12 protein-coding genes are annotated in these 14,458 nt (G+C 55.5%); 9 read left to right on the forward strand and 3 right to left on the reverse strand.

From position 1 onward, the window contains the following. Positions 1-613 precede the first annotated feature (613 nt). Positions 614-1,108 (reverse strand): MarR family winged helix-turn-helix transcriptional regulator, encoded by a 495-nt coding sequence (locus BCF46_RS08395; protein WP_121023306.1) that lies wholly within the window; start codon positions 1,106-1,108, stop codon positions 614-616. Positions 1,109-1,186: 78 nt separating this feature from the next. Here BCF46_RS08395 and BCF46_RS08400 point away from each other — a divergent pair, with 78 nt between their 5' ends. Beyond that, on the forward strand, positions 1,187-2,083 hold the full coding sequence (locus BCF46_RS08400) for an EamA family transporter (RefSeq protein ID WP_121023307.1): 897 nt from the start codon (positions 1,187-1,189) through the stop codon (positions 2,081-2,083). Beyond that, positions 2,080-2,721 carry an NAD(P)-dependent oxidoreductase gene (locus BCF46_RS08405; protein ID WP_121023308.1) on the forward strand — a complete coding sequence of 214 codons (642 nt, stop codon included), beginning with the start codon at positions 2,080-2,082 and terminating at the stop codon, positions 2,719-2,721. The genes BCF46_RS08400 and BCF46_RS08405 overlap by 4 nt, the downstream gene beginning before the upstream one ends. A gap of 528 nt (positions 2,722-3,249) precedes the next feature. Here BCF46_RS08405 and BCF46_RS08410 read toward each other — a convergent pair. Next, on the reverse strand, positions 3,250-4,194 hold the full coding sequence (locus BCF46_RS08410) for a homocysteine S-methyltransferase family protein (protein WP_121023309.1): 945 nt from the start codon (positions 4,192-4,194) through the stop codon (positions 3,250-3,252). Positions 4,195-4,306: 112 nt separating this feature from the next. Here BCF46_RS08410 and BCF46_RS08415 point away from each other — a divergent pair, with 112 nt between their 5' ends. From BCF46_RS08415 to BCF46_RS08450, 7 genes are all read left to right on the forward strand, one after another. Continuing rightward, a complete protein-coding gene (locus tag BCF46_RS08415; RefSeq protein WP_170157897.1) occupies positions 4,307-5,194 on the forward strand; it encodes a LysR substrate-binding domain-containing protein in 888 nt (295 codons plus the stop codon). Positions 5,195-5,986: 792 nt separating this feature from the next. Further along, positions 5,987-7,750 carry an ABC transporter permease gene (locus BCF46_RS08420; protein WP_245989920.1) on the forward strand — a complete coding sequence of 588 codons (1,764 nt, stop codon included), beginning with the start codon at positions 5,987-5,989 and terminating at the stop codon, positions 7,748-7,750. Between the two features lies 1 nt (position 7,751). Next, on the forward strand, positions 7,752-8,873 hold the full coding sequence (locus BCF46_RS08425; RefSeq protein ID WP_121023312.1) for an ABC transporter ATP-binding protein: 1,122 nt from the start codon (positions 7,752-7,754) through the stop codon (positions 8,871-8,873). Between the two features lie 103 nt (positions 8,874-8,976). Continuing rightward, a complete protein-coding gene (locus BCF46_RS08430) occupies positions 8,977-10,104 on the forward strand; it encodes an ABC transporter substrate-binding protein (RefSeq protein ID WP_121023313.1) in 1,128 nt (375 codons plus the stop codon). 132 nt (positions 10,105-10,236) lie between these two features. Beyond that, positions 10,237-11,076 carry an inositol monophosphatase family protein gene (locus BCF46_RS08435; RefSeq protein ID WP_121023314.1) on the forward strand — a complete coding sequence of 280 codons (840 nt, stop codon included), beginning with the start codon at positions 10,237-10,239 and terminating at the stop codon, positions 11,074-11,076. Next, complete coding sequence (locus tag BCF46_RS19930; RefSeq protein ID WP_245989922.1) at positions 11,073-11,759, forward strand: dual specificity protein phosphatase family protein; 687 nt, start codon at positions 11,073-11,075, stop codon at positions 11,757-11,759. The genes BCF46_RS08435 and BCF46_RS19930 overlap by 4 nt, the downstream gene beginning before the upstream one ends. Continuing rightward, positions 11,756-13,297, forward strand: coding sequence for a metallophosphoesterase family protein (locus BCF46_RS08450; protein WP_121023317.1), 1,542 nt, complete (start codon positions 11,756-11,758; stop codon positions 13,295-13,297). Before BCF46_RS19930 ends, BCF46_RS08450 begins: the two co-directional genes overlap by 4 nt. Here the strand turns inward: BCF46_RS08450 and BCF46_RS08455 are convergent. After that, positions 13,294-14,316 carry a LacI family DNA-binding transcriptional regulator gene (locus BCF46_RS08455; protein WP_121023318.1) on the reverse strand — a complete coding sequence of 341 codons (1,023 nt, stop codon included), beginning with the start codon at positions 14,314-14,316 and terminating at the stop codon, positions 13,294-13,296. The two genes, BCF46_RS08450 and BCF46_RS08455, sit on opposite strands and share 4 nt — an antisense overlap. Positions 14,317-14,458: the final 142 nt, after the last annotated feature.

Here is a 14,458-nt window from a genome sequence, read left to right on the forward strand (position 1 = left end):
TCCAAACTCAGGTGAGGGTAACAGCTTCCCATTTGTCATTCTCCATGCAAGGTTCTGTTTTGATACAGAATTTGCACTTCGTTTGTGAATCCACCTCCACTTATCGGAAGTACATCATAATAAGTTGCCATCTGCTTAAACCTATAACGTCTGGATGCCGCCGACCAGTTTGTGTCGAACCTTTTTCCTCTCTGCCTCGATCTTATAGCTCTAACTTTCCTCCTAAAGTCATCACTCCTACTCGACTGCGGACCCTAGAGCAGATGCAGCAAAGGGCACTAAGTCCGCTCAGCCGTCACTCGGCTTCGCTCTTGGCATCGTAAGGCGCTCGCCATCGCAGCGAAAGACTGCTTCGAGCCCATATTGACCGATGCTGCGCTCTGCGCGAACGGGCGCGAAGCCGATAAAGCTGCCACTACTGTTAAAGAAAGCAGCTCAGGATTAGAAACTGGCCTTCTGATTAATCGCTGGAAGACTGCACTCTCGTGATCGGCATCCGTTGACTTGTTAGATTTTCAAACCAGATATTGGTGCTGCGTTGAGCCATAATTCCTCGCGTCGATCCCTAGAAACCCGTTAGAAATTCCCTTCAAATGGGTCGTTTAGTCGATGTTTATCTTGCGCCATTGTTAATCGTTTCGCCTAGATCTTTGAGTAATCGATTCAGTTCATCCCGTTGCGTGGACGACAACCCCTGCAACAGCCGACGCTGTGTCTCAACGTGATCGCTGACGGCCTTCTCAATCGTCGAAAATCCTGCTTGGGATAATTGGATCAAGAATCCGCGTTTGTCTTCAGGATTTGGTACCCGTTCGACGAGGCCGGCTTTGACGAGCCGGTCTATCCGATTGGTCATTGTCCCTGACGTCACCATGGTCAGTTCAAGCAATTCACCGGGAGACAAACCCTCGGGCTTTCCCGATCGTCTTAAGGTTGCCAATACATCGAAGCTGGCAGGATTGAGCCCGTAAACTTTCCAGGTCTTCTCCATCTCACCTCTGAGCCGAGCAGTAAGCCGCGAGAGACGCCCAATCGTTTCCATTGGTCCAACATCGAGGTCGGGGCGGGCCTTATTCCATTGAGTAATGATGCGGTCAACGTGGTCCATAGATGGCACCTTATGAAATATTCTCTTGACGTCAAGATAAAAAACATATCTTGACATCAAGAGAAATGGAGGCCCACTATGAAACATCACTTGGACATTGCGCTCACAGCCGTTGCGCCGCTGGTCTGGGGCAGCACTTATTACGTGACAACAGAATTCCTTCCCGAAGGGTATCCCGTCACGATGGCTGCGCTGCGTGCGCTGCCTGCTGGTCTAATGTTGCTCATTCTGGCGCGGCAACTTCCACGAGGTATCTGGTGGATGCGCGCCTTCGTTCTTGGCGCGCTCAATTTCACGCTGTTCTGGGCATTGCTGTTTGTGGCTGCTTATCGGCTGCCCGGGGGTGTTGCCGCGACAGTCGGTGCGATTCAGCCGTTAATTGTCGTGTTTCTTGCGGCGCTGCTATTGGGTACAGCTATTAGGGCCACAGCGGTGATCGCGGCTCTGATCGGCCTCTTTGGCGTCGGGTTTCTTGTACTCGGCTCAGGGATATCGCTTGATCCGATCGGGCTGCTCGCGGGGATCGGCGGCGCAGTCTCAATGGCGGCTGGCACGGTTTTGACCCGAAAATGGCAAGCCCCAGTGCCGCTTCTTACTTTTGCCGCTTGGCAATTGACTGCCGGTGGCCTGCTGTTGGTCCCGCTCGCGCTTCTTGTTGAACCACCGCTTCCTCCTTTGGATGCGCCAAACATCGCAGGCATCCTCTATCTCACCCTGATCGGTGCGGCACTGACCTATATCTTATGGTTTCGAGGTATTTCCCGGATCGAACCGAGTGCCGTGTCAGCGCTAAGCTTTCTCAGCCCGCTTTCCGCTGTCCTGATCGGCTGGGTTCTGCTGGATCAGGCCCTGATGCCCACCCAAATCGCTGGAGCTGGAATTGTACTCGCCGCGATCTGGCTTGGTCAGCGCGGAGGGCGCGATAACCGTCCCATCCTTCCCAAACCATCCCAACCTAAAGGAGAATTTCCATGAAACTCATCGTATTTGGTGCTTCAGGCGACGTCGGCTCTCGTGTCGTGACCGAAGCTCTGGCGCGTGGCCATAACGTCGCCGCAGCCGTTCGAAACGACGCAGGGCTCGGAAAATTGCCCAAAGGCGTCACCCCGGTTGTTGCGGATATTGCGGACCCCGCAGCCGTTGCCGCTGCTATGGCTGGACAGGATCTGGCCATCAGCGCCGTGCGCTCACCTACCGGGCGAGAAGGTGAAATCGTTACGCTGACCCGATCCATTCTCGATGCCGCGTCGCTCACCAATCTTCGGGTGATTATCGTCGGTGGGGCAGCGCGTTTACGTCTACCAGATGGCAGCCCGCACACAGTCCTGTCTGATCCAAACTTTTTACCTGAAAGCATCGTCCCGACGGCTCGCGCATCGATGGCCCAGTGGGAACTCTGTGCATCTGAAGAGTCTGTAAACTGGACTTACGCCAGCCCCTCCGCTTTGTTACAGCCCGGCCAGCGCCGGGGTGTGTTCAGAACCGACACGGACAAATTGCTTGTTGACGATGCTGGCAATTCCGAAATCTCGATGGAGGATTTCGCTGTTGCACTGGTGGATGAGGCTCAATCGGCCAAATTCCCGCGCGCCGCGTTTACCGTCGGCTACTGACAACTCAACGCCAAAGCGCAATGAATGAACGTCCTGCCAGTCGGATCGCTGGCAGGACGTCTTGTATTTGCCGTTATTTTTGGTGACGCGAAGCGCGAAATCCGGACATTAGCGCAGGAGCAGCGAAAGCTCGCTAAGTCCCGCACAGCGGTCCTAGCTCTCAACAAAACCAACGGCAGCTCTGAGTCAGGAGGGAGGGTAGTCTTTTGAAAGGCTGGTAAGAATTTTACCACTTAATAAAATTCGCATAAGGTTCAATATGTTCAAGAATTTGAGTTGCGACACGGACCAGTCATTTTAGCAGGAATTCCGTCCAAAAAGGCAGTCTTGTCGGTAGCGATAATGGGGACCATTATTGGCCAAAGTCCGTTAGGAGACCTCAGACGGAATGAAGCGAAGGTCCGCAAAGAGTCCACCTTGCTCGATGCTGCGGCATGTCTGAATGGCAGCTTTGCATTCAAAAAGAATAACATGGGTCAGCCCGCTCTGGACTGACCCAAATGTTTGCAGATGTGTTTCTTTGGTGGTTCATGCAGCCGCCAACAACGCCCGGCCAATTTTCTCGACATGCACATAGTCGGTGCCGCAACACCCACCAAAGACATTCATTTTCGGATGAGCAGCCCTGATGTCAACGTACTGGCCCGCTAATTCATCGGGGTTACCTTCTTCGAGATGACCCAATTGGCACAAGGTACCATGATCTAAAGAAGATGCGTTGGCCCGCAATCCACGGATGCGTTGTGCCCATGGTTCGCTGGCTAATGCTGGGCCGAAATCAACGGGGTGCGAGCAATTGATCATGTAATAGGCGGGCGCGTTTGCAGTTGCTGCATCAACCGTTTCAATCGCTTGTTTCAAGGTCTCACCACTGCGCAGTTTGCGATCCTTTTCAATTGTGAATGCGATGACCGACGGCAAGCCCACTTTGGCCGCGGCCCTGGCAATGCCAATCGCCTCGTCCGTTGTGTTCAGGGTCAGCGCCGTTACGATATCTGCACCCGCTTCTTTGAACGTCCCAATCTGCTCGGAGTGGTATGTTTCGGCACTTTCAGGAGTTAAGTCTTGATTAGTTTGGTAGGCGTCGCCCTTTGGTCCGATACATCCACTGATCACAGTGTTTTCCGCTGTCAGCCCGGCCGCAGCAGCGCATTTACGATAAAGCTCGAAACACTTGTGGTTCATCTCGGCGAGCCCTTCCGTGGAATACCCAAGCAAAGCACCCCAGTCACGACTGGCGCGGTAGGTCAGGCTGTCAAAGATGAAGGGCGTACCAAGCTTCACCGCGACTTCCGCAAAAGCGGAATAGTATTCCCGCAAGGCCACTGCGGACCGGCGGTCGTTCAGCAGATGAAAGGCGCTGAATTCCGGAAGATCGAAACCGCGCTTGTACATTAGCCAAGTTTCAGTGCCACCATCGGTTAGGAAAATATCACTGGTTTCGTGCGGTAATCGGGGGGATGTCGGGGTCATATTATGCTCCTGTCGCGAAAATTATTGTGTGTCCTCAGCGTAGGTTTTGTTCGTTACATCTGGCAAACGATCATAAATTGACTAATAGCTTAGATTTTCTATGGTATGGTCGATGACCAGACGTTTGCCTTCACTTAACCAACTACGTGCCTTTGAGGCAGCTGCCCGCCATGAAAGCATCAAGGTGGGGGCGGAGGAATTATGCGTGACCCCTGCAGCCGTCGGCCATCAAATCAAAGGATTAGAGCTTGATCTGAACACGACTTTATTTCGGCGCAAGACCCGTAAAATCGTCTTGACGGACGCGGGCCGCGCGCTGTCTGAACACTTGGGCAAAGCGTTGGACACAATCGACCAGGCCGTCGCCCAGGCTCGAACGAGTGAACTGACCGGAATGCTGAAAATCACGATTGCGCCGTTCTTTGGCAACCGCTGGTTGCTGCCGCGTCTTTCGAGCTTTCACAATCAACACCCCAGTATCGAGATCAAACCATCGCTTTCATTCGACTATGTCGACCTTGGGAAATCTGGCTTTGACGCCGCCGTGCGCTATGGTTCAGGCGATTGGGACGGGATGTCTTGTGTGCTCATCTGCAATGACGCTGTTAGTCCGGTTTGTGCGCCGCAATTGATAGCCGGACGTCAGTTGCCTTTGTCGGCCCAAGACATTCTAGACCTGCCGCTAGCCTGTGGCAGTCGGTGGCGTGAGGATTGGCTGGCTTGGGCAACCGCGTTGGGGGCGGCAATCGATGATCCTGAAAAAATCACCGAATACGAAAGCCGCGCCTTCATGTTTGACGCGGCCCTTTCGGGGCAAGCGGTGATCCTTGCAGACTCTAGGATGACAGCAGCGGATGAAGCCGCCGGTAGCCTTGTTCAGTTAAGCCCGGTCAAGGTTGAGCGCCCGCAGGGACTTTATGTGGTGTCTGAAACAACTCCAAACCCGGATCCGAAGCTCGACCTGTTTACAAACTGGATAAAACAACAGGCGGGCGGATGATTCAATTGGAACTGGATCCGCCGCGCGAAAACACCCTGTCTGCAAGCTTTAGCAGCCATTGGTCCGCCCGCAGCGAACGGCAACAAAGTCACGCGACATGTGAGTTCGTGCACCGTGCAGCGAAAGGTCAGCTTGAGATCCGGCGCGGTTGACCCGTTTGAACGGCCGCTTCGGTTAAATATGCTGCGCCGCCAAACAACCATCGCCGCGGTTGCGAACAGATGCTGCGTCAGCAATAGCCGCGTGTGCACAAGTCCGGTTTGTCCCGCATAGCTACCATCGATTCGGGAGGTATTTAGAGGCAGCTTTGGACCCAAAATCCCGATGATAGTGGATATCGGAAACATCATCGGACAGCTAAAAGGATCACCTCCTTACGAAACCGATTACACTAGAAGGGGTTGCGCCGAGCCATAGAAGTCTCGCCCTTTGGTTGAGTCACAGTATCAGTCATGACAGATGACAACGTAACAAAACCCGCTGGAGCGTGAAAACTTGGAATGACCACCAGTGCAAACTATAGGTCAAAATATCTACTTTAGTAAATTTATTAACTGCAAATTGACTTGCACACCTGCGCTATGCAAGGGTTTCTTAAGCCGTCTTTGCCGTTATGCGATACGTGGCATCGACGTTGGCGGATGTACGGGTTCAATATCGGGGAGGATAGATGAAAACCCTTAGAGCGGCGGCTTCCAGCTTCAGCGTTTTGGTTCCCAACTGATGCGGGTCAAAACACCCCTTGCTTCGCCTGACGACAAGCCGTCGTGCACTCAAGCTATGCGTTACAAGATGAAGCTGACGATGCGCGAGCCGACGACCGCAGTTGGTTTTGTCGTCGCGATTATCTTCGCTTATCTCATCCTGCTTCCCGTGCTGTCGATCCTTCTAGACGCCGTGAAAGTCCAACTTGGCGATGCCCGGCGCATTGGCGGGGAGGTTGGGGATGGAACGCTTTACTACCTGCATCGGACGTTCCTTAGCCCCGTTGCGCAGAATTTTTTCTGGGGGCCACTGAAGAACACACTGTCCGTCGCGCTCGGTGCGATCTTGCTATCTTTCCTCATAGGCACGCCGCTTGCATGGCTGCTAAGCCGCACCGACATGTTCGCGCGCCGCTGGTTCGCGACCGCTTTGATCGTGCCATACATGCTGCCATCATGGACCTTTGCTCTGGCTTGGACGACCTTATTCAAGAATCGTACCGTTGGTGGCCAACAAGGATGGCTCGAGGCGATGGGCATGACGCCGCCTGACTGGATGTCTTACGGGCAATTCCCGATCACCATTATTTTGTCGCTGCACTATGCGCCGTTCATCATTTTGCTGCTGGGCAACGGGTTGCGCCGTTTGGACAGTCAACTGGAGGATTCAGCACGGATCCTTGGTGCTACACGCGGACAGATCGCGGTTCAGATCCTATTGCCGCTGATGCGCCCGGCGCTGTTTTCAGCGGCGTTGTTGATATTTGCCAAGTGCCTTGGCGATTTTGGCGTGACTTATGTACTAGGACTGCCCGTGCAGTTCGACGTTCTAGCGACATCGCTCTACCGCTCCATTGGATCGCGTCAGACAGGCGTCGCAGGAGTTCTTGCAGGGTCGATCATGGCTATGGGGATCGTCGCGCTGCTGATCGACGCATATGTTGTGCGCGAGGCGCGCCGGTTCGTGACCGTCGGGTCCAAAGGGTCGATGGACCGCAAGTCCCAGCTGAAGAAATGGCGCATCCCCGCGACCGGATTTGCCGCCGTCATCTTTATAATCAGTGTCGGCTTGCCGGTCCTGACACTGACGCTTTCAACCATCATGTTCGTGCCGGCAAAGTTCACTTTGGATAATTTCACTCTGCAATACTGGATCGGCACAGACCTTGAAACCGTCGCGATGCGCACCGGTATTTTATTGGCGCCGGATATGTGGTCTGCGGCATGGAATACCTTGCGCATTGTCGGTACGGCAGCGGTTTCCGCCGGATTCCTCGGGCTGCTCGTAGGCTATGTCGTGGTGCGAACGCCTTTCCGGCCTTTGTCGACCTTCCTGAGGCATGTGACGTTCCTGCCGTATCTGGTGCCGGGCATCGCTTTTGCGGCCGCTTACCTATCGCTGTTTGCCGTATCGCACGGTCCGGTGCCGGCACTGTATGGCACCACTGCGATCCTGATCCTTGCGCTGACAGCAGATCAGATGCCCTATGCCTCACGCGCCGGGATTTCGGCGATGATGCAACTCGGCAAGGAGCCGGAAGAAGCGGCGCAGGTCGCTGGTGCCGGTTGGGTGCGTCGCATGAGGTCCATTGTGATCCCAATCCAGAAGCGTTCGCTGGTGACCGGTGTCCTTCTGCCGTTCATTTCGGGCATCAAGGGGCTCAGTCTTTTCGTCATGCTGGCTGTCCCAAGTACTGACGTTCTGACGACCTACTCGCTCCGCCTGATTGACTACAACTACACGCAGGCCGCGAATGCCGTGGTCCTTATCATCGCGGCGGTGGCCTATTTTGGCACACTTCTGGCGCAGCGTCTGACGAATACAAATCTTGCTGAAGGTCTGGGGGGCTAACATGCCAACAATCGCACTTAGTCAGGTCAGGAAGACCTATCCCGGATCCTCTACCGATGCGGTACGGTCGCTGGACCTGGAAATCGCTGATGGTGAATTCATGTGTCTGTTAGGGCCATCGGGCTGTGGTAAGACGACAACACTCAGGATGATTGCTGGGCTGGAAAACCTATCAGCCGGGGAGCTGAGGATCGGCGACAGGGTGGTCGACAGCGCAGTTGAGTCAACGTTTGTGCCGCCAGAAGACCGCAAACTTGGTCTTGTATTTCAAAGCTATGCGCTTTGGCCGCACCTGACCATCGAACGCAATACCGATTTCGGATTGCGTTTGCGTAAAGTGCCCAAAGCGGAGCGCATCAAGCGAACCGATGACGTGATGCGCGCGCTTGGGATCGAACAATACCGCGATCGCTATCCTTCGCAACTGTCAGGTGGGCAGCAACAGCGAGTAGCGTTGGCGCGCATGCTGGCGGTTAGTCCGGGCGTTTTGTTGCTGGACGAGCCATTGTCAAACCTTGATGCGCGGTTGCGGCTGGAAATGCGCGCCGAGCTGAAACGCATTCATGGCAAATTTGGAACCACGATCGTTTTCGTCACCCACGACCAATGGGAAGCAATGACGCTGGCCACTACGATTGCGGTGATGAACGACGGCGTAATCCAGCAGATGGGCACGCCCGACGACATCTATGAACGCCCCGCCAACCGGTTTGTAGCGGAATTCGTCGGCTCGCCACCAATAAACCTGATTGAACAGAACGCGAAGACGCCAATTGCTGCGGCGATTGACAGCTATCTGGACGGTCGGCTGCACGATGTCGGGGCCGTGGCGCTTACAGGTATCCGGCCGGAAGCGATTGTTTTGCACACCGATGCCAAAGATGTTCCGCAAGACAGTTTCAATCTCCGCGCAGAGATCGAAGGGGTTCTGCCAACCGGCGGCAGTTGGATCGTCGAAGTTCGCGCGGGGGGGCAATTGCTTTTTATGACAACCCATGTAGCCCCAACCCTGTCGGCAGGGGACGATGTTACGATGGTCGTCGAGCCCGCCGCTTTTCATCTCTTCGATACGGATGGGCAACGGATGCTTAACGCCGACAAAGCGCTAGGACGCAGCGCCTGATGAAAACCACCGCCAAAGACGTGGAAGCTTCTTTGGCATTGTACTCTTGCATCACTGGGTCATCGACCCGGCGGCAAGGCCAACACGAAAGGGAGAAATAACAATGAGAATTATCGACAGGACACGCATCGCGACGACATCGGCAAGTTTCGCCGCCCTGCTAGCAGGCAGCCTTGGCATGGCGCATGCACAGGATTTCGACCTCGACGCGTTGATCGAAGCCGCGCGCGCCGAACCGCAGCTGACGGTTTTTGACAGCACCGGCAAAATCAAGACAATGGCCGAAGCTTTCTCGGCCAAATACGGTATCGACGCTGTCGGAACCAAGATGAAGGCCCCAGCCCAGATCGAGATGTTTGACCGCGAAGCGCGCGCCGGAAATGTTCAGGCGGACGTTGCAATCATTTCGGATGCCTCCGCTGTTATCGCCCAGTTAATCCCGACCGGCGCGGTCACTAGCTGGTCGCCACCCGACTTGGCCGACAAGATCGATCCAGACTATCAGAACCCGCTAGTTGTCGTCGCCTCGGCCAACCTATGGACCTACAACACTGAGCTCTATGACTCTTGCCCAGTCTCCAATATTTGGCAACTGACTGAATCCGAATGGAAAGGCAAGGTTGCGATGCAGGATCCACTGCGAAATCCTGGACTGACCAACTGGTTCAACCAGCTTGAAATGCATCACGACGACAAGGTCGCGGCCGCCTATGAAGCGCAATACGGCAAGCCGCTGGACAGCGACGCAGGCAGCGCAACTAAGGCTTGGCTGAAGGCGCTCGGTCAGAACGCGCCATTGCTGGGATCCTCCGACAGCGCGGCTGCTGAATCCGTTGGAGCACCGGGCCAAAGCGAGGGCTTCATGGGGCTGATGGCGTCCGCCAAGTATCGCGACAACGCAGATAGCGATTACAAGCTGGGTCTGTGCGATGGCATCAAACCGTTCGTTGGCTTTACCAGCGTTAATGTCGGGGTAATTGCAACAGGGTCGGACAGCCCGAATGCGGCCAAGCTGTTCTTGCATTATGCGATGACACCTGAAGGCATCGCACCGCAAAACAACGACGGCAAGATGTCTTCCAACTCTGACGTGGGGTTGCCCGCTGACGAGGCATCGGGCGTTGGAAACGTCTTGGATCAAGTGCAAAACTACCGCATTTCCTCCGCGGCAGATGACTGGGAGACTCGCCAGGACTGGCAGGATTTCTGGCTGCTGAACTACAGCCGCTGATCATTTCCCCACCTTTCGGGACGATACGAGTCAATCACTCTGTATTTAGGGTTCGCGTCCTTCGCGTCTCCGGGCTTATCTCAAGTTCGGGGAGGCGGGTTTCAAACTGTCGTCACACCTAGGAATACACTCATGTCACAGCAACCAGAGCCTCTTGATCACGGCGCGTTGAAAGCGCGGGCTGAATTTTGTCGCGACTTGATCGCGAGCGCATCAGCGCTTGCACTGGAAGGGTTCAACAACCGCAACACAGGTGCCAGTGAACGTAAGGGGCCGCAGGATTTTCTGACGGAAACCGATGGTGCGGTCGAGCGGCACATTCGTGCACGCATAGCCGAAGCTTTCCCTGAAGACGGCTTTATGGGAGAAGAAACCGGTGGCGCGCCGACAGCACGCGTCTGGGTGGTTGATCCTATCGACGGAACCGCGAACTTCGCACGGGGAATACCACATTTCTGCGTCTCCATCGCGTTTGTCGCTGACGGGGAAATCAAGATCGGGTCAATCTGCGCGCCCGCAACTGACGATCTGTATTTCGCGCAAGCGGGGCAAGGTGCCACCCGCAATGGTGCACCTATCCATGCAGCAAAGACGGAAGATTTTGATGCTGCCTGCGTTGAGCTTGGCTGGTCGGGGCGAGTTCCGCAGGACCGGTACTTGAAAATCCTGACCGGCATTCTCGATTTGGGGGCCAATGTGCGGCGTGGTGCCTCGGGCGCGATGGGTTTGGCCTATGTCGCCGATGGGAGATCCGACGCCTATCTTGAGCTGCACATGAATGCTTGGGATTGCCTCGCGGGTCTGCTACTGGCGCAAGAAGCCGGTGCGCGAATCTGTGATTTCCTAGGAGACGGCCCGCTTGAGGGTGGCGGACCGGTCATTGCCAGCGTCTCGGCACTTGCCGACCAGTTAAGCGATGTCAGTGGGCTTGCCTTAGCACCTGCCGCGCGCGATCTCGCGTACGCTACTTGAGTCAGACACGACTCGGCGTCGTCGATTACACGCCGTTCCAGAAAGGATGCCAGATGGGCACAGCACATTACGAACGACCTGCGATTAACCTAATCGAAGAAAACGTGACCCCGTTTGACGTCGCGCTTTACATTGGCGGGCGTGAAGGCACTGCCGATTTGCCGCTCCTGAAGAAGCACGGAATTTCCATCGTCGTGAACTGTGCGGTGAATCTGGATCTCAACTATGTCCTGACGGAGGAACCATCCCACATTGATGCCCCGGTTCCTTATGGGCACGGCGCGTTGCGGTACTACAAGATCGGCTTGGTGGATGGGGCGGGAAGCCCGGCGTCGATGATGCTGGCCGGCTACTACATTCTGCGCGGTGCGCTGGTGCAGGAAATGCCGGATCGCCCCAGCTACCCCCATCGCGAACGAGGGAATATTCTGGTCAATTGTCGTGGCGGACGCAGTCGATCGACGGCCTTGGTCAGCCTGTTCCTGCACAAATCCATGCCGAATACCTATCCGACCATGGAAGCGGCCCTTGCCCATGTCCGCGAACGGCGAGAGTTACGCCCGGACGAATGGCACGAAACACCGAAACAAGTTCTGGTCGATGCAATAAAGCAAGCGTCGGATTGGATTGACATGATCGGTCACGATGATGTGCCACGCTATGATGGAAAAGGCACGGAATGACCTCGCAATGGACGGGACAGGTCGCCGTTCTGGCCGATCCGCATCTGCATGATGTAGCTGCCGGTCGTGCCTATGGGCTGGTTCACGAAGATTGTTTTCGCAGTTTGGCGGACACGGCCTCATCGACCCGAGTGTTCAATGAGGGCGGTGTAGCGTTGGTTCGTGCATTGGACATACTGGTGGAACATGGCGTGCGACTGGTGATGATCGCAGGTGATCTGACCGATGATGGCCAACCAGCAAACTGGAATGCCGCTGCCAGTCTATTGCATAAATATACGCAAAAATACGGGATGAGGTTCTTCCTGACGCCGGGCAATCACGATCAATGGTATGGTGACGGCAAGGCGCTGAAAAAAGGGATGGTAACGCGAGACGGAGTTATCTTTGCTGTTGCTGGCGACCCATCCGAACCAAGCGCTGTCCACGCCCCCGCGATGCGGCAAGTCGGACAGGCGGAGATGCTGGACTATGCGCGTTCATTTGGATTTTGCCGTCACGACGACGATCTGCATTGGGAAACGCCCTTCGGAGCGTCCAACGCTTTGGTGGATAGGATTGGAGCCCTAACGGGTTCGGATGGTAATCCGGTGCTGGTCCCTGATTTGTCCTATCTAGTAGAACCGGTGGCTGGGCTGTGGATTCTGTCGGTGGACGCCAATGTCTACCTGCCCGGCACCGATGGATGGGTCGATTGTGGGCAACAGGGCTGGAACGCTGTTCTGCGCCACAAGGCATGGTTGTTGGACTGGATGCGCGACGTCGCCGCACGGGCCAAAGTGCAGGGCAAGCAGCTTTTGACCATGTCACATTTCCCAGCGATCGATCTGCTGAACGACGTGTCCGGCGGGCTGGCTGAACGGGTGATGCCCACGCACTTAACCGCAGATGCCACCACAGCAACGGGCGTGGGCCTGCATTTCAGCGGGCATTGGCATATCAACCGCACGGGCGCACGGCACTGTGACAAGGACTGGTTGGTGAATGTGGCGGTTCCGTCGACCGCAAGCTTTCCTGCCGCCTTTAAGTTGGTCAATCTGGAGCTGACCTCTGCCTGCATTGACACCGTTCAGCTGGGACAGGTTCCGGGCTTCGATGCGGGCTTTGCGCATTACCTTGCCGAGCAGCCCAATGCGACGCTTCCGCTAAGTGAAAGCTATGCCGATTTTTTGCGGGAACATCTGGATGAGCTCACCGGTCGGCGGTATCTGGCGCGTGATTGGCCCACCGAATTCGGGGCGCGGCTAGAGAGGGAAACGCTGGCAGATATCCTAACGCAAACAGGGCGCAACGCAGATAGTGCCACGACAAACATTCCCGCACGGCTGGCAATTGACGACTATTACTTCTTGGAGCGTGGTGGGCAGCTTGCCGAAATTCCGGCTGAACGTTTGTGCCTCTACATGGCACTTGATCCGGCCGAGCCAATCAAAGGCGGTGACAGCCAAAGACGCCTGATCATGGGATTGGCACGCTATAGTCAGGCACTTCCGGATGACAAATTTTCAGTAGATTTGGCCAATGGCTCGGTCACTTAACGCGGACGCACCGTGTTGCGCCAAATCGGCATGGTCTTTAACGCGATTTCACGCCCAACGCCGCCCAACGGCGGATCGCCCAATAGGCGCCCGATCTGTTCCGCAATCTCGGTAACTGGCTGCCGAAATGTTGTCAGTCGGTAGGAAGTCCATTGCGCTTGCTCAATATCGTCAAATCCGATCACGCAAAGATCGTTGGGTATGTTCAGTTGAAATTCCTGCCTCGCAGTGTCCATGAAGCCAAGTGCCAGTATATCCGTAACGCAAAACGCCGCATCCGGTGTCGATGCGCGTCCAAAAACTCTGCGCGCGGCTTCTGCCCCCGTGGCATAGCTGGTAGGGCCGACGGCTACGATCTCCACCTCGTCACCAATCGCCTTCGCTTTGGCGACATAGGCCAGTTCACGAGCCGCGAGGCTTGGTGTCAGACTGGTCGAGGAAACAACGACATGGCGACGACAGCCGGCCCGCTTGTTAAGTCGAACTGCCTCGGTTGCTGCTCCTTCGTTGTCGATTGAAATTCGGTCGGCACCGTCGCGTCGCTCGCCGCGGTTCAGAAGGATGACGTGCTGACCATTTGCCAGACAAGTATCAACTAGGTCGTATGAAGGTTGGCCGGACAATACGATCGTGGCCTCGGCCCTAAAATTCAGACTTTGCGTTAGGGCTTGTGCCGCACCGTCGTCAACACCGTCGGCGTTGATAACCAGTGCTACGCGGCCTGAGGCCTGGAGAACCCTAATTATCTCGTCCATCATACGCGACTGATAGGGATTGCTGACGGATCGAATGACCAGCGACACGATGTTAGTGCGGTCCGCCAAAAGCCCGCGAGCAAGGTGGTTGACATGATAGCCTAGCTCTTTTGCCGCCGCGATGACCTTTTGTCGGGTTTCGGGTGAAACACTGCCGCCATCGGAGAATGTTCGTGACACGGCAGATCGGGAAACGCCTGCCAATTCCGCAACCTTCAGGGCGCTTACAAAACCCTTATTATGCACCTTCGTGGGATTCTTCATATTCGGCTTTCGGTTGTAGCGCTGGTGACTGAACTATAAATTTTTAATACGTTTATCGCCAGCGGAAGAAATACTCAGCAGCGAGGTATTGGGATTGTCTTCGGTCATGATGTATCCCTGCCCAAGGAGTCTTGGGGCAGAA

The sequence above is a fragment of the Litoreibacter meonggei genome (assembly GCF_003663885.1).
In the GTDB taxonomy this organism is placed as follows: domain Bacteria; phylum Pseudomonadota; class Alphaproteobacteria; order Rhodobacterales; family Rhodobacteraceae; genus Litoreibacter; species Litoreibacter meonggei.